Raw genomic sequence first — 15,244 nt, 5'->3', positions numbered from 1 at the left:
CGCAGGTTTACTCCGCCGCTGCCGGCATGGCATTGCCGGTAAGCCAGCGATCGAGGTCGGCCAGCGCGCGCACGCTCATCAGCCGCTTCTTGGCGCGGCCGCGCTCTTTCGCCTTGAGACGCTTGCCGTCGGCGTCGTTCGCGGGCGGCTCCATCTCCGGCAATAGGCCATAGTTGATATTCATCGGCTGGAACGACGATGTGCTGCCGTCGTCGGCGGAAAGATGTCCGCCGGTGATGTGGCCGATGAGGGCGCCGAGCGCGGTGGTGTGCGGCGGCGCGCTCGACGTTCGCCCGAGCCGCTCGGCGGCGGCGAAGCGGCCGGCCAGCAAACCGATGGCGGCGCTCTCCACGTAGCCCTCGACGCCAGTAATCTGCCCCGCGAAGCGCAGACGCGGCATCGCCTTGAGCCGCAACGAGCCGTCGAGCAGCTTCGGCGAGTTGAGGAACGTGTTGCGGTGCAGGCCGCCGAGGCGCGCGAACTCGGCCTCCGCAAGGCCGGGGATCATGCGGAAGATGCGCACTTGCTCGGCGTGCTTCAGCTTGGTCTGGAAGCCGACCATGTTCCACAGCGTGCCGAGTGCGTTGTCCTGGCGGAGCTGCACCACCGCGTAGGGCCAGCGGCCGGTGCGCGGATCGTCGAGGCCGACGGGCTTCATCGGTCCGTAGCGCAGCGTGTCGCGGCCGCGCTCGGCCATGACCTCGACGGGCAGGCAGCCGTCGAAGTAGGGCGTCGAGGCTTCCCACTCCTTGAAGCTCGTCTTGTCGCCGGCGAGCAGCGCGTCGACGAACGCCTCGTACTCCTCGCGCGTCATCGGACAGTTGAGGTAGTCGGCGCCGGTGCCGGCGGGACCGGTCTTGCCGTAGCGCGACTGGAACCAGGCGATCGAGGTGTCGATCGACTCGCGATGCACGACCGGGGCAATGGCATCGAAGAACGCGAGGTCTCCCTCGCCGGTGAGGCTGCGGACGGCTTCGCTCAGCGCCGCCGAGGTGAGGGGGCCGGTAGCGACGACGACGCTCGACCACTCGGCGGGCGGCAGGCCGCCCACCTCGCCCCGCTCGATGGTGACGAGGGGATGGGCGGCGAGCTGCGCCGTCACCTCGGCCGAGAAGTTGTCGCGATCGACGGCGAGCGCCCCACCCGCCGGCAGCTTGTGCTTGTCGCCGGCGGCGAGAATGAGCGAGCCGGCGCGGCGCATCTCCTCGTGCAGCAGGCCAACGGCATTGTATTCCCAGTCGTCGGAGCGGAACGAGTTTGAGCAGACGAGCTCGGCCAGCCCCTCGGTCTTGTGGGCGTCGGTCATACGCGCGGGGCGCATCTCGTGCAGGATGACCGGAACGCCCGCGCTGGCGATCTGCCAGGCAGCTTCCGATCCGGCGAGCCCGCCTCCGACGATGTGAACAGCTTCAATGTCTTGCATGGCAGCGCACGCTATCGGAAAGCGGGGCGGTCCTCAACGCGGGCAACCCTAATGGCCCCCGCCGCCGCCGGGCCCCAATCCCGACATTGTTTTGGTCCCGCCGCCCGGATATCGTCTGCACCGATCTAAGTCGACGGGGTTCTCTCCATGTCACGCTACGCCAAGCGCCTCAACCGCGACCTCGTGCGCTGGCGGGAAGCCGGTTGGATCGGCGCCGACGGTGAGGTCGCGATCCGCCGCGACATCGTCGAGCACGACAAGCACAAGCTGGATCTAGCATCCGCACTGGGCATTCTCGGCGCCGTGCTGATCGGCTTCGCCGCCATGAGCTTTGTCGCCGCCCATTGGAGCGAGATGCCGCGCCTGTTCAGACTGGCGATGATCTTCGGCGGCCTGTTCGCATGCTACGGCATCGCCGGCGTTCTGTTCGACCGCAAGCATCCGACGTTCGCGCACGCGGCCATCCTCGCCGGCGTGGCGCTGTTCGGCGCCGGCATCATGCTCATCGCGCAGATGTTCCACATCGAGGGGCATCCACCCGACGCCGTCCTCACCTGGGCGCTGGGCGCGCTCGCCGCCGGGACGCTTCTACGGTCCAATCCGGCGCTCGCGCTGGCCATGCTGCTCGTCTGCCTATGGACGGGCTGGGAGATGACCGACAGCGGCGAGGTGCATTGGGGCTTCCTGCTGGGATGGGGCGCGGTGACGGCGGCCATTGCCTGGCAGCGCTGGGCCGGCGGCCTGCATCTTGCTGCAGTTGCCCTGGCGCTGTGGATCGTCAGCCTCGGGTACTACCTGATTGACGGCAACGGACATGGCATCGTCGTCGGCATCGGCCTGCTCATCGCCGCCGCGGGAGTAGCCGCGCCGCTGGCCGACGAGCGCCTGCACGGTTGGTCGACGCCGATAATCGCTTACGGCATGAGCATTGCCTTCGCCGGGTTGTTCGCCCTGCAGTTCATCAAGGAAATGCCGCTCGACTACTTCATTCTGCTGGCCATTCTGGCCCTTGCTCTGGTGCTCGGCGGAATTGGGCTTGGCCTCAAGATGGGGAGCCCCGCGCTCTTGTGGCTGGGCTATGCCGGCTTCTCGATCGAGGTGCTGGGGATCTACTTCAAGACGGTCGGCACGCTGCTCGGCTCATCGCTGTTCTTCCTCTCGGCCGGCGTTCTCGTGATCCTGTTGTCGATCGTCGCCTATCGTTTGCACGCGCGCGTGCAGCCCGGCATGGAGGCCGCGCCATGACGACTGAACGCCGCAATCTGTGGCTCGCCATCGCCGCCGTCGCCCTTGGGCAGGCGGCAGTGCTCGGCTGGATGATCTGGGATCGCACCTCGCTGCTCGCCAACGGTCGCGAGGTGGTGCTCGAGGTGATCCCGGTCGATCCGCGCTCGCTGTTCCGCGGCGACTATGTGATCCTCGGCTACGACATCTCGCGCTACAAGCTGCCGCCCGGTACGACACCGCCGAAAAGGAACGATGCGTTCTACATCACGCTGCGCAAGGGTGAGGGTGACAAGTGGCAGCCCGTCGCCGGCTCGACCGAGCAGCCGGCGGATGTGAAGCCCGACGAGGCCGTGATACGCGGGCGCGTCGAGTACGTCTACGACCCGCCACGCGACGAGCCGCCGGGAACGATGGTCAATCTGCACTATGGCATCGAGAGCTTCTTCGTGCCCGAGGGCACTGGGCGCGAGCTCGAGAAGATGGTTGGCGAGAAAAAAATTTCCGCCGTCATCGCCATCGACGACAGCGGCACGGCCGCGATCAAGGGCCTGATGTCGGAAGGCCAGCGTGTGTACGACGAACCGCTTCTCTGATGCGCGTCAGCATTTCTCCCAGGATGTTGCAGGTTTGCCGCGCGCGGCGCGCATTTTTTCGCGCGCGGCGCTGGTAGCTATCGAGAGCGCAAGCGGAATCTGGCAGGGTGCCGCGAACTACCGGCAAGGATTCACACTGGGGGGTGGAGATGTTGCCCAAATCTATGTCCGCGGCGTTGCTCGCGGGAGTCGTGGTCGTGGGAGCTGCCATCCCGGCAATGGCGCAAGATGCCGGTCTCGCCGGCATGCATACGTGGCGCCGCGAAGGCGGCAGGACCTGTATGGCCGATCACTGGCACTACGGCAGCAGCGGCTCGCAGCCGACCAAGGCTGCGGCGCAGCGCGCCGCCATCTCCTCATGGCAGGAGTTCACCAACCTCGAGTACGGCCGCGCCTGGGCGCGCTTCAGCCGGGCGGCCAGCCGCCGGATCGGCTGCTCGCAGTCGGGCGGTGGGTGGAACTGCGACGCCGAAGCCCGTCCCTGCCGCTAATCGGCTTTCAGCGCTTGTCGCGCGGACGGCTGCGCAAGCTGCGCAGCCGGTCCTGAGTCTGCGTGCTCGCGGCCTGGAGGGCTGTCGCGCCCCATCGCTGCAGGCGCGCGAACCATGGCGCGTGCCGGGCACGCACGCCGAGCCCCTCGGCCATTGCACGCCGAGCGGCGTTTAGCGGGTCGGGTTGGCCTTGAACTTCGCCGCCGAGGCGGATGCGCTGGGCGAATAGCGCATACATTGCCTCGCGGCCGGGATCGGCGCCGATTGCCGTCACCACGCCGGTACCGGCGAAGAAGCCGCTCGAGCCGCGCCCGATGGGAAATTGCCCGGCAGGAGCTGCCGGCGCCAGCGCGGCCGCGTCATCGGGGCCGCGCATCAAGACGTAGAGATTGGCGCGGGTCTTGGCCGACAGGGCGCCCATGAACATCGCCGCCACAACCGGCAGCAGGTACTCGGCGATCATCTCGCTGATCCCGGCGGTCGTCGCCGCACGGCAGGCGATGCGGCCGCTTTCCTCGCGCCCGGCAAGCGCGGTCAGCGCGTCGTTGCCGATCACCTGGGTGGAGGTGGCACCCATCAGCGTTGGCGTCTCGAGGACCTGCTCATAGTCGTTCTTGCCGAGGAGCTCTATGAGCCGCGCAAGCGTGCCGCGCGACACGGTCTGCTCGTCGAAGCGCTGGATGAGTGCGCCGAGCATGCTGAGGATGGCTGCCTTGGCCTGGGGCCGCGGCAGATGGAAGGCGCGCGCCAGATTGCTTATCGCCAGGCCGTTCTGGGCACGCGTGAACTCTCCCCAGATCGGCCCGCGATTACGGGCGTCCAAAATCTGCATCAGCGCGCTTTGGATGGAGTTAACTTGAACCGCATGGCATTTACCCCCAGCTTCCAAGGACGCCCGACTTCGTAACGGGCGCACTCCACGTCGCTCAAGTGACTAGCATACTGAACTTTGGAGAAAATCATGAAGTTCGTACTTGCTTCCGTCGCCGCGGCATTTCTGCTGATCGCGGGACAGGCACCGGCATCCGCTGCTACAGCGGGCGCGGCGCTGATTGCGAAACCGAGCATCGGTCAGGCCAGTTCCACCGTCGAGAAGGCGGGCTGGCGTCATCGCCGCTGGTATGGCCACCGCCACTACTATCGTCCCTATCGCTGGTATCGCCCTTACCGCTGGTACCGGCCGTGGGGCTGGCGCCATCGTCATCACCGCCATTGGTGGTGATCGTCGCCTGAATTTGCTCGGGGGCGTCCGCGAGGACGCCCTTTTTGCTTGATTTCTCGGCCCTTGTGCCGTTCCGGCGCTATTGCAGCGCTGTGTTGCAACCGGCTCACACATTTGGCATGGTCCGCCCGCGAATCCGCCAGCAGAGCGAGCCGCCGGCAACGCCCAGTCGCCGGTCGATAGCAACTTTCTAGGCGCCAAAGGGGATCACGAAAATGACGGAAGTACTTTGGGGTATCGTCGCTTGCGGCGTGTTGGCGCTCGCCTATTCGGCGTACACCATCCGCTCGGTGATGGCTGCCGATGCCGGCACGGCGCGGATGCAGGAGATCGCCGGAGCCATCCGTGAAGGCGCCCAGGCCTACCTCAACCGCCAGTACACGACCATCGCCATGGTCGGTGCGGTCATCTTCGTCTTGGCGTGGTTCCTTTTGGGTCTGCCGGTCGCCATCGGCTTCCTCATCGGCGCGGTCCTGTCGGGCGCGGCCGGCTACGTCGGCATGAACGTATCGGTGCGCGCCAACGTGCGCACGGCGCAGGCGGCGACACATTCCTTGGCGCGGGGCCTCGACATCGCCTTCAAGTCGGGTGCGGTAACCGGCATGCTGGTCGCCGGCATGGCGCTGCTCGGCGTCGCCGGCTACTATTTCTTCCTCACCAGCGGGCTCGGCTACGCGGTCAACGACCGCGTCGTGACTGATGCACTTGTCGCGCTCGGCTTCGGCGCCTCGCTCATCTCCATCTTCGCCCGTCTCGGCGGCGGCATCTTCACCAAGGGCGCCGACGTAGGTGGCGATCTCGTCGGCAAGGTCGAGGCCGGCATTCCCGAGGACGATCCGCGCAATCCGGCAACCATCGCCGACAACGTCGGCGACAACGTCGGCGACTGCGCCGGCATGGCGGCCGATCTGTTCGAGACCTACGCGGTGACCGTCGTCGCCACCATGGTTCTCGCCTCGATCTTCTTTGCCGGCCAGCCGAACCTCGAGACCCTGATGGTCTATCCGCTGGCCATTTGCGCCGCGTGCATCGTCACCTCGATCATCGGCACGTTCTTCGTGAAGCTCGGCACCAACAACTCGATCATGGGCGCGCTCTATCGCGGTTTCCTAGCCAGCGCGGTGCTGTCGATCGGCGGACTGTGGGCGGCGACGCACTACGTGCTCGGCACCTTCGGCGAGGTCGGCACCGCTGCCGGCACGACCATCACCGGCATGAATTTGTTCCTGTGCGGGCTCGTCGGCCTCGCGGTCACGGGCCTCATCATCTGGATCACGGAATACTATACCGGCATCGGCTACCGCCCGGTGCGCTCGATCAGCCAGGCGTCGGTGACCGGGCACGGCACCAACGTCATCCAGGGTCTCGCCGTGTCGCTCGAGTCGACCGCGCTACCGGCCCTCGTCATCGTCGCCGGCATCCTCTCGACCTACTCGCTCGCCGGCCTGTTCGGCACGGCCATCGCTACGACCACTATGCTTGGCCTTGCGGGTGTCGTCGTCGCTCTCGACGCCTTCGGTCCGGTGACTGACAACGCCGGCGGCATCGCCGAGATGGCCGGGCTGCCGAAGGAGGTTCGCCGCTCGACCGACGCGCTCGACGCCGTCGGCAACACGACCAAGGCGGTGACCAAGGGCTACGCGATCGGCTCCGCCGGTCTCGGCGCGCTGGTGCTGTTCGCGGCCTACAGCTACGACCTGCAACACTTCATCGACGAGGCGAACAAGGCGGGCTCGACGGCCTATTCGTACTTCAAGGGCGTGAGCCCCGACTTCTCGCTGTCGAACCCCTACGTGGTCGTCGGCCTCTTGCTCGGCGGTCTCATCCCGTACCTGTTCGGCGGTATCGCCATGACGGCCGTCGGCCGCGCCGGCAGCGCCATCGTGCAGGAGGTTCGCCGCCAGTTCAAAGCCAAGCCCGGCATCATGAAGGGCACGGAGCGCCCCGATTACGCGGCGGCAGTCGACCTGCTGACCAAGGCAGCGATCAAAGAGATGATCATCCCGTCGCTGCTGCCGGTGCTGTCGCCGATCGTGCTCTACTTTGCGATCTACTTCATCGCGGGCGGCGGCGACGCTGGTAAGAGCGCGGCGTTCTCCGCGGTCGGCGCCATGCTGCTCGGCGTGATCGTCAACGGGCTCTACGTCGCCATCTCGATGACCTCGGGCGGCGGCGCCTGGGACAACGCCAAGAAGGCGTTCGAGGACGGCTTCATCGACAAGGACGGCGTCAAGCACGTGAAGGGCAGCGAGGCGCACAAGGCGTCGGTGACCGGCGATACGGTCGGCGATCCCTACAAGGATACCGCCGGTCCGGCGGTGAACCCGGCGATCAAGATCACCAACATCGTGGCGCTGCTGCTCTTGGCGGTGCTGGCACACGGCGGCTAAGGCCTCGCGCGCGAATGTTTTGGGAAAGGCCCGGCCGCAAGGTCGGGCCTTTTTCGTTACAGGGGCTAAGCCTTGAGCCCAGGGGCGACGAGGCACTCCAGTAGCCGTTTGGCGTCGGCCGCGACCCGCGCGCCTGCCCCGGTCATCTCCGCGCGTACGATGGCACCCTCGACGACGATGAGCGCCAGGCGCCCCGCCTCGGCCGGGCGCGCTACGCCGTCGGCTTTGGCCCGCTCCGCGAGCAGCGCGAGTAGCTCGTCCTTGTGGCGGCTGGCGATATCGCGCTCGCGCTTGGATGAGCGCGCCGTCTCGGCGAGGATGTTGATGAACGCACAGCCGTGAAAGTCGGGCGCCGTGAACCACTCGCGCAGAACGTCAGCAACGGCGGGCAGTTGGGCGCCGGGCTTGCCGCGCCGCGTATCGAGGCGGCCGTGGAACCACGTCATCCAGCGCGCGTGTCGCTCCTCGAGGAAGGCGGCGACGAGATCGGCTTTCGACGGAAAGTGATTGTAGAAGCTCATCTTGGCGACCGCGGCTTCGGCGATGATGCGATCGATGCCGACCGCGCGCGTGCCGTGCGCATAGAAGAGGCGCAGCGCCGTTTCGAGGATGCGCGCGCGTGCCGACGTAGGCTCGGCAGCTGAAGTCTTTTGGCTCTTCGACGTCATCCGGACCGAAATAATCTTGCTTGACAGACAGAGCTGTCTACCTGAGATAGACAGACCTGTCTATAGGAGGGTGCGCGATGGAAAAGAAGGCTGGTTTCAGGCTCGGGGTCTACATGTGCAAGGACCTCGAGATCATGGATTTCGCCGCGCCCTACGGCGTGTTCTCGGTCGCCCGCCGCTTCGATCCGGAGCTCGACGCGTTCTTCGTCGCCGAGAGCATGCGGCCGATCCAGGCGCAGGCCGGCTTCACCGTCATTCCCAACTATGCGTTCGCCGATCAGCCGGACATGGACGCCTTCCTCATCCCCGGCGGCTTCGGGACGCGGCAAGAGGTGAACAACGGGCGATTGCACGCCTTCATCCGCGGATTGCCGGAAAAGACGCTGCTCTTGTCGGTATGCACCGGCTCATGGATCTATGGGCGCATGGGGTTGCTCGACGGACGCGCGGCGACCAACCGCAAGGAGCCCGACCGGCTCGAGCAGTCGAACATGGGTAAGGTGCCAATCGATCGCCTGGCGGAGATTGCGCCGGCCTGCCGCATCTCGCGCGCCCGCGTCGTCGACAGCGGCCGCATCATTACCGGCGGCGGCATCGCCTCGGGCATGGAGGTGGGGTTTCACCTACTGCGTCGCGCCGGCTACGACGAAGAGTTCATCGGCGAGGTGGCGCGCGTCATGGAATATGCGAAGGCCTACGACGGCTATCGCGAGGACATCGAATACGACCCCGCGAGCTAAGCCGCGTCAGTTACCGAAGATCTGCTTCTGGCCGAGGTTGCGGAAGAGCTGCTGCACGATGCCGACGTCCTTGCCTCCCGGTGCCGGCGTGGTGCGCGACACGTAGTCGAACACGCGACCGTCTTTGAGGCCGTAGTTGGCGACGCGCTCGACCGTCCCGGCTTGCGTGAAGTAGACGGCGACGACCTGCCGGTCCTGCTCGGTCGGCAGCATGAAGGAGGTCTGCGTGGCGGTGCTCGAGATGTAGTAGAAGGCCTGGTTGTTGCCGATGACCGCGGTGGTCGAGGGCGTGCCGAGGTTCAAGCGCACTTGCTCTTGCGTCATCCCCGGCTGGATCTGCTGGACGTCGCCCTCATGGAACTGCACGCCGTGCTTAATCACGTTGGAGTCGCAGGCCCCGGCGAGAAGTGCCGCAGCGAGAACGCCGATCGTCCATAGGCGCTGGGCAGGCGCGGTGCCGCGCCTGCGGCGCTGGCGGTCGTTCGTCTCTCGGCGCATTATGTTATGAGTTTCTCGAGACTGATCGATGGATGACCGAAGTCGCGCTTAGCCTGAGGTTGCAAACATTGCAACGGGCGTATTTGCAACGCGGTCAACATCTCCCCCGGTAATCCTTGCGACCTGAACGGTGAGCCCGGCACTGATGCTGGAATTCCTCAACGCCCGCACAGACATACGCCGCAAAGCTGGCGAGATTTATGGCGCGATCGTGACGCAAGCGCGCCAGCCGGCGCTTTATGCGGGGCTCGGCGTTCCGGACACACCCTCCGGGCGCTACGAGATGGTCGTCCTGCACCTGTTCCTGGTCATGGAGCGGCTCGGTGCCACCCCCGAGGCCGCTGGGGACTTGCCGCGCCTGCTGGTCGAGGCTTTCATCGCCGACATGGACGACTCCTTGCGAGAAATGGCGACCGGCGACCTCACCGTGCCCAAGAAGGTGCGCCGCGCTGCAACCGGACTTTACGAGCGCAGCTTGGCCTATCGGCTGTCGCTGGCCGAGCCTGACGAGGCAGGACTGCGCGAGGTGCTGGCTGAGCACGTCTACGGCCGCCCCGATGCAGCCCAGGTGGGCACGCTCGCCCGCTACATCGCGGCGTCGTCGCGCGCGATGTCCGCCGCCGACGGCAAACAGGTAGCCGCTGGCCGACCCGCATTCATCGACCCCGCTTCGACGACGGAGGCTTAATGAACGCGCCGCTGGAATGGTCGTATCGTGTGCGGGAAATCCCCGAGGCAGGCTTGCCGGAAACGCGTAGTGCCACCGCCGCCGAGCGGGCGAGCGTCGCCGCAGCGCTCGAGGCCGTCTCCTGCGAGGAGTTGACAGCGAGGTTCGATATTCGCGCCACGGGGAAGGGGCATTACCGCCTCGCGGGTAAGGTCGCGGCCAAACTCACGCAGACCTGCGTCGTCACGCTCGAGCCAATTCCGCAGACCGCAGAAGGTACCTTCGACGTCGAATTCTGGCCGGCAGGCAGCGTTCCGGAGCAGGGCGAGGATGAGGTCGAGGCCCTGAGCGCCGCCGAGATCGAGCCGATCGAGCACGGCCTGATCGATGCGGGGCGGATCGTCTTCGAAACCCTGTCTGCAAACGTCGATCCTTACCCGCGCAAAGCCGGCGCTGAATTTCAAGCCGAAGCGATCGACGATCCCGAAGCGTCAGCGGGCGGACCCTTTGCCGCTCTCCAAAAGCTCAAGGATCGAGGCTGAGACGAGCATTCCACCTGACACACAACGCCGCGGGTATCGGTGTCTAGAATCCGGTTGTTTCGCAGTTGCAAAAGAGTATGGTCCGCTGGTTTACGGGTGGGCAGACGCAACTTTGCGGCTGCGTTCTGGGGATAACTACGAGGCAACCCGCAGCATGTCTCAGGCGCGGACGATAGCGCTCGATGCCATGGGCGGCGACCACGGTCCCGCTGTCGTGGTGCCCGGCGCTGCACTTTCGCTGGAACGCTATCCAGCACTCAAATTCATCCTGTTCGGCAACGAGCCGGCCATCCGCGCCGAGCTCGATAAGGTGCCTGCGCTCGCCGCCAAGGCCCGCGTCGTGCACACCGACATGGTTGTCGCGATGACCGACAAACCCAGCCAGGCGCTGCGCCGCGGTAAGGGCACGAGCTTGTGGCTGGCCATCGATGCGGTGCGTGCCGGCGAGGCCGACGTCGCCGTATCGGCCGGCAATACCGGCGCGTTCATGGCCATGTCGAAGCTGATCCTGCGGCCGATGTCGGGCATCGAGCGCCCCGCAATCGCCGCCATCTGGCCGACCGTCCAAGCCGAATGCATCGTGCTCGACGTCGGCGCCAACATCGGCGCCACCGCCCGCGAGCTTTGCGAATTCGCGCTGATGGGGGCCGGCATGGCGCGCGCGCTGTTCCACATCGAGCGGCCGACGGTGGGGCTACTGAACGTCGGCGTCGAGGAGATTAAAGGCGTCGAGGAAGTCCGCCAGGCGCACGCTTGGCTAAAGGGCACCGAGCTGCCGCTCGAGTATCGCGGCTTCATCGAGGGCGACCAGATCGGCCAGGGCGTCGTGGACGTTGTGGTCGTCGAGGGCTTCGCCGGCAATATCGCCTTGAAGACCGCCGAGGGCACCGCCAGGCAGATCGGCGAATATCTGCGAGCCGCGATGCGGCGCAGCCTGCTGTCGAAGATCGGCGCGGTGTTGGCGTCGGGCGGCTTCCGTGTTCTCAAGGAAAAAATGGACCCCCGGCGTGCCAACGGAGGAACGTTCCTGGGGCTGAACGGTATCGCGGTCAAGAGTCACGGGGGAACGGATGCCCTGGGCTTTGCCTCCGCCGTCGATCTCGCGTACGAGATGGCCCAGAGCCGGCTCATTCCACGGCTCGCCGCCGATCTGACGACCTTCCACCACAAGCTCGAGGCCGCTGCCGCGAGCTGACGCTAAGGGCTCGGCATGGCGCGCCAGGGTTGCCGCCACGTTCAGCGGCCCGTAAGGCTGTACAAACGAGAAGAAGTAAGGCAGCTCAGTGGCAGTCATCCGTTCAGTGATCCGCGGCGTCGGCGCCCATCTTCCCAAGCGCGTCATGACCAATGCCGATCTCGCCAAGATCGTTGACACCAGCGATGAATGGATCGTCGAGCGCACGGGTATTCGCGCGCGCCATATCGCCGGCGACGACGAGCTGACGTCCGACCTCGGCATCGCTGCCGCCAAGCAGGCGATCGTCCGCGCCGGTATCGATCCCGTCGACATCGACCTCGTGATCTGCGCCACGGCGACGCCTGACCGCACGTTTCCCGCAACTGCAGTGCGCATCCAGCAGGGGCTGGGCGTGACGAAGGGTGCAGCGTTCGACGTGCAGGCCGTCTGCTCGGGCTTCGTCTATGCGCTCACCATCGCCGACAACTTCATCAAGGCTGGGCAGTTCAAGCGCGCCGTCGTGGTCGGCGCCGAGACGTTCTCGCGTATCCTCGACTGGGAAGATCGCACGACGTGCGTGCTGTTCGGCGACGGAGCCGGTGCCGTCGTTCTCGAGGCGCAGCCGCAGCACGGCACGCGCGATGACCGCGGAATTCTCGCCACGCGCATTCGCTCCGACGGGCGCTTCGAGGATCTGCTCTACGTCGACGGCGGCCCCGGCTCGACAAAGACGGTTGGACACTTGCGCATGAACGGGCGCGAGGTCTTCCGGCACGCGGTGCAGAAGATTTCCGGCGTGATCGAGGAGACGCTCGTGATGACCGGATACGCGCCCGACGAAATCGATCTCTACGTGCCGCATCAAGCGAACCAGCGCATTCTCGATGGCGTCTTGAAAAAGCTCGGCGTGTCGCCCGACAAAATCATGGTCACGCTCGATAAGCACGGCAACACGTCGGCCGCTTCCATCCCGCTCGCGCTCAACCTCGCGGTCGAGCAGCATCGCATTAAGGAAGGCTCGCTGGTGCTGATGGAGGCGATGGGCGGCGGGTTCACGTGGGGGGCGGCGCTCGTGCGTTGGTAAACGCGGAGTTGTCTTCCTTGCACCGCATCATGTTTCTTTCTTTGATTTCAGGCAGTTGAAACGTTCATTCGATTGACGATCGGCTCGCGTCCCGGTAGCATCCAAAAAAAGTTACGAGGAGCGGGAGGCAAAATGCCATGGGAGGCAAGACGTTAACGCGGGCGGACCTCGCCGAGGCGGTGGTCCGGAAAGTTGGATTGCCGCGCAACGAGAGCCAAGAACTCGTCGAGCTTGTGCTCGCCGAGATATCAGCGAGCCTGGCACGAGGGGATTCAGTGAAACTTTCCTCGTTCGGTTCCTTCGGCATCCGCCAGAAGGGCGAACGCATGGGGCGCAATCCCAAAACCGGGGATGAAGTGCCGATTACGCCGCGGCGGGTCTTGGTCTTCCGCCCGAGCAACATTATGAAAGAGCGCATTAACCAGGGCCTCATCCGCCGCAAGGCAGCCGAGTGAACGGCGCCTCCTCGGCGGCGCGGAGGCGCAGCCGGTGGAGGCGTAGTTGACCAAGACTGCAGAGGCGTTCCGCACCATTAGCGAAGTCGCTGACGAGCTCGAGGTCCCCAAGCACGTCCTGCGCTTCTGGGAAGGTCGCTTCCCGCAGATCCGGCCGATGAAACGCGGCGGCGGACGCCGCTACTATCGGCCGGAGGACATGTCGCTGCTGCGCGGCATCTGCCACCTGCTGCACGCCGAAGGCTACACCATCAAGGGCGTGCAGAAGATTCTGCGCGAGCAGGGCGTCGATACGGTGAAGCGCTTCGGCGCCGATCCGCAGGCTGTGCCGGCTCCGACGGCCGTCGCTGAGCTGCCGCCACCCCCCGCCAAGCAGCGCGCCGGAAAGAAGGGCGCTGCGCCGCGCGGTGCGCCGACCAAGGCTGAGATCCGCGAGCGGCTGCTTGCCGCCATCGCCGAGCTCGAGGCCTGTCGCGGTATCCTCCTGGGCAAACCCACGGAGACTGCCGCGCGCCGTGCGCCCGTCAAGGCGCGACGCTCCGCCCGCGCGTGAACGGCTTGCAGGCGCCCGAGCTCTGGTGCGTCGACGTTTCCGCCGCAGCTCCGGCGCTCAACGCGATCGAGCGACGCATTTCCCGCTTGAGCGCCGAAGATCGCGCGCGTGCCGCGCAGTTTTCCGACGCGCGGGTGCGCGACGACTGGCTGGCGACGCATATCGCACTGCGTCTCCTCATCGAGCGTGCCGTGGGGCCGGTGTGGCGCGAGGCAGCGCTCACACGTGCGGCGCGCGGCAAGCCGCAACTCGTCGGCGCGCCGTTGGGCTTCAGCCTGTCGCACGCGCGCGGCGTGGCGCTCATCGGTCTGACGCCTAAAGGCAGTATCGGGGTCGACGTCGAGCGCACACGCGAGGTGCGCATTGCGGCCGAGCGGCGCGCCGCGATCGAGGCGGCGGGTGGGGCGCTGGGCGCTTCGCTTGCCGGCGACGGCAACACGCGCTTCCTCCACGCGTGGGTGCGGCTCGAGGCGTATGCCAAGGCGGACGGCTGCGGCATCGGCCGCTTGCTGACGCGGCTCGGTATTCTCGGCGTGGCGGCTGCCGACCGCGCCGACGCAACCGGCATGCCTGCCCGCGTGGACGAGGTAGCTAAGGGAGCCGCCGAAGGGGTCCGCGACCTGCAACTCGGCGACGGCCTCTATGCCGCAGCCGCCTTTATCAGTGTCGAGCCGGTGGCCGACGTCGCGTGGCTGCCGACCGACGCGGAAAGCCTCGAAAAGCTAATCAATTGATGTCGGATGGGCTTTGCCGTTGACCCGCATGGCGGCGCTTGGCAAAAGGGCGCTTCGGAGCGTAGCGCAGCCTGGTTAGCGCACCTGCCTGGGGGGCAGGGGGTCGGAGGTTCAAATCCTCTCGCTCCGACCAATCTTCATTCATCGCCCGCGGCGACGCCGCTCGCACGACGCGAGGCGTTCACGCGCGCCTCGCGAAAATTTGCAGGCGCGCCCGCGCTTCCTGGCCATCTGACAGCCTCGACAACACTTTCTGCGGGAACCCCCCGGCCGCTCTGCGACTTATCTTGCCGATGGGGGAAACGAGAAAAAACTTCAGTCAGGAGATGCCCCAATGAAAGTTTCCGCATTGATCGTTGCCAGCGCTCTTGCGCTCTCGACCTCCGCCTTCGCGCAGGAGACGCCCGCCCCTCCGGCCCAGGGCGCGCCGGCGGCCGGAGAGACCTCTGACCGCACGCCGGACAAGTCCACCCAGACCCCGCAGAGCCAGCAGGACACCGCGGGCGACAAGACCTCCGATCGCAGCCCGGACAAGGACGCTAAGGTTCAGCATCAGCCGGGTGCGGCTGGCAGCGCCGGCTCGAGCTCGGAAGGCTCCTCGTCGGGAGCTTCCGGGTCGAACATGCCGGCCGAGTCGGGCACCAAGTACTAGTATCAGCCCCTAAATCGGCAGCCGCCCCAAAGGCGGCTGCTATTTTGTGTCTGGCGGCCCTCACACCTGAGTGCGGCAACATCGCCCTTTATTCATGATGGCCGTCATATTATATGATGGTCATAATG

At 66.1% G+C, this 15,244-nt stretch carries 18 protein-coding genes and 1 tRNA gene; 15 read left to right on the top strand and 4 right to left on the bottom strand.

Annotation, left to right across the window (positions count from 1 at the left end; genetic code table 11):
• Positions 1-7: 7 nt before the first annotated feature.
• Positions 8-1,423 carry a methylenetetrahydrofolate--tRNA-(uracil(54)-C(5))-methyltransferase (FADH(2)-oxidizing) TrmFO gene (gene trmFO / locus GIW81_RS04835; protein WP_154738178.1) on the bottom strand — a complete coding sequence of 472 codons (1,416 nt, stop codon included), beginning with the start codon at positions 1,421-1,423 and terminating at the stop codon, positions 8-10.
• A 147-nt stretch (positions 1,424-1,570) separates the two neighbouring features.
• Here trmFO and GIW81_RS04830 point away from each other — a divergent pair, with 147 nt between their 5' ends.
• The 3 genes from GIW81_RS04830 to GIW81_RS04820 all read left to right on the top strand — a co-directional run bounded on the left by GIW81_RS04830 (position 1,571) and on the right by GIW81_RS04820 (position 3,734).
• A complete protein-coding gene (locus GIW81_RS04830) occupies positions 1,571-2,668 on the top strand; it encodes a DUF2157 domain-containing protein (protein WP_154738177.1) in 1,098 nt (365 codons plus the stop codon).
• Positions 2,665-3,243 (top strand): GDYXXLXY domain-containing protein, encoded by a 579-nt coding sequence (locus GIW81_RS04825; protein WP_154738176.1) that lies wholly within the window; start codon positions 2,665-2,667, stop codon positions 3,241-3,243. Before GIW81_RS04830 ends, GIW81_RS04825 begins: the two co-directional genes overlap by 4 nt.
• A gap of 197 nt (positions 3,244-3,440) precedes the next feature.
• Entirely contained in the window at positions 3,441-3,734 is a 294-nt protein-coding gene (locus tag GIW81_RS04820) for a hypothetical protein (protein WP_324614892.1), read from the top strand.
• Between the two features lie 7 nt (positions 3,735-3,741).
• Here GIW81_RS04820 and GIW81_RS04815 read toward each other — a convergent pair whose 3' ends face one another.
• Complete coding sequence (locus GIW81_RS04815; protein ID WP_154738175.1) at positions 3,742-4,566, bottom strand: DUF937 domain-containing protein; 825 nt, start codon at positions 4,564-4,566, stop codon at positions 3,742-3,744.
• A gap of 129 nt (positions 4,567-4,695) precedes the next feature.
• On the opposite strand from GIW81_RS04815, the gene GIW81_RS04810 reads away from it, so the two are divergent.
• Positions 4,696-4,956, top strand: a complete 261-nt coding sequence (locus tag GIW81_RS04810; RefSeq protein WP_154738174.1) for a hypothetical protein — start codon at positions 4,696-4,698, stop codon at positions 4,954-4,956.
• A 215-nt stretch (positions 4,957-5,171) separates the two neighbouring features.
• Entirely contained in the window at positions 5,172-7,346 is a 2,175-nt protein-coding gene (locus tag GIW81_RS04805; protein WP_154738173.1) for a sodium-translocating pyrophosphatase, read from the top strand.
• Between the two features lie 65 nt (positions 7,347-7,411).
• Here the strand turns inward: GIW81_RS04805 and GIW81_RS04800 are convergent, their stop codons facing one another.
• Positions 7,412-8,014: a TetR/AcrR family transcriptional regulator gene (locus GIW81_RS04800; protein ID WP_154738172.1), complete on the bottom strand. Its 603-nt coding sequence runs from the start codon at positions 8,012-8,014 to the stop codon at positions 7,412-7,414.
• Between the two features lie 77 nt (positions 8,015-8,091).
• On the opposite strand from GIW81_RS04800, the gene GIW81_RS04795 reads away from it, so the two are divergent.
• On the top strand, positions 8,092-8,754 hold the full coding sequence (locus GIW81_RS04795) for a DJ-1/PfpI family protein (RefSeq protein WP_154738171.1): 663 nt from the start codon (positions 8,092-8,094) through the stop codon (positions 8,752-8,754).
• Positions 8,755-8,760: 6 nt separating this feature from the next.
• Here the strand turns inward: GIW81_RS04795 and GIW81_RS04790 are convergent, their stop codons facing one another.
• On the bottom strand, positions 8,761-9,252 hold the full coding sequence (locus GIW81_RS04790; protein ID WP_154738170.1) for an outer membrane protein assembly factor BamE: 492 nt from the start codon (positions 9,250-9,252) through the stop codon (positions 8,761-8,763).
• 130 nt (positions 9,253-9,382) lie between these two features.
• On the opposite strand from GIW81_RS04790, the gene GIW81_RS04785 reads away from it, so the two are divergent.
• From GIW81_RS04785 to GIW81_RS04745, 9 genes are all read left to right on the top strand, one after another.
• Positions 9,383-9,940, top strand: a complete 558-nt coding sequence (locus GIW81_RS04785; protein ID WP_154738169.1) for a ubiquinol-cytochrome C chaperone family protein — start codon at positions 9,383-9,385, stop codon at positions 9,938-9,940.
• The gene (locus tag GIW81_RS04780) at positions 9,940-10,461 is read left to right on the top strand and encodes a YceD family protein (protein WP_154738168.1); all 522 of its coding nucleotides are present in this window, start codon (positions 9,940-9,942) and stop codon (positions 10,459-10,461) included. Before GIW81_RS04785 ends, GIW81_RS04780 begins: the two co-directional genes overlap by 1 nt.
• Before the next feature lie 154 nt (positions 10,462-10,615).
• Positions 10,616-11,656 carry a phosphate acyltransferase PlsX gene (gene plsX / locus GIW81_RS04775; RefSeq protein ID WP_154738167.1) on the top strand — a complete coding sequence of 347 codons (1,041 nt, stop codon included), beginning with the start codon at positions 10,616-10,618 and terminating at the stop codon, positions 11,654-11,656.
• An 88-nt stretch (positions 11,657-11,744) separates the two neighbouring features.
• The gene (locus GIW81_RS04770) at positions 11,745-12,722 is read left to right on the top strand and encodes a beta-ketoacyl-ACP synthase III (RefSeq protein ID WP_324614891.1); all 978 of its coding nucleotides are present in this window, start codon (positions 11,745-11,747) and stop codon (positions 12,720-12,722) included.
• Between the two features lie 137 nt (positions 12,723-12,859).
• Positions 12,860-13,177: an integration host factor subunit alpha gene (locus GIW81_RS04765; RefSeq protein ID WP_154738166.1), complete on the top strand. Its 318-nt coding sequence runs from the start codon at positions 12,860-12,862 to the stop codon at positions 13,175-13,177.
• A gap of 46 nt (positions 13,178-13,223) precedes the next feature.
• A complete protein-coding gene (locus GIW81_RS04760; protein ID WP_154738165.1) occupies positions 13,224-13,730 on the top strand; it encodes a MerR family transcriptional regulator in 507 nt (168 codons plus the stop codon).
• A complete protein-coding gene (locus tag GIW81_RS04755; protein ID WP_154738164.1) occupies positions 13,727-14,464 on the top strand; it encodes a 4'-phosphopantetheinyl transferase family protein in 738 nt (245 codons plus the stop codon). The genes GIW81_RS04760 and GIW81_RS04755 overlap by 4 nt, the downstream gene beginning before the upstream one ends.
• Before the next feature lie 55 nt (positions 14,465-14,519).
• Positions 14,520-14,597, top strand: a tRNA-Pro gene (locus tag GIW81_RS04750).
• 201 nt (positions 14,598-14,798) lie between these two features.
• Positions 14,799-15,116, top strand: coding sequence for a hypothetical protein (locus tag GIW81_RS04745; RefSeq protein WP_154738163.1), 318 nt, complete (start codon positions 14,799-14,801; stop codon positions 15,114-15,116).
• Positions 15,117-15,244 lie beyond the last annotated feature (128 nt).

This window comes from Hyphomicrobium album (assembly GCF_009708035.1).
Taxonomy (GTDB): domain Bacteria; phylum Pseudomonadota; class Alphaproteobacteria; order Rhizobiales; family Hyphomicrobiaceae; genus Hyphomicrobium_A; species Hyphomicrobium_A album.
The sequence above is the reverse complement of the archived record's forward strand: the minus strand, read 5'-3'. Positions and strand labels throughout refer to the sequence as shown.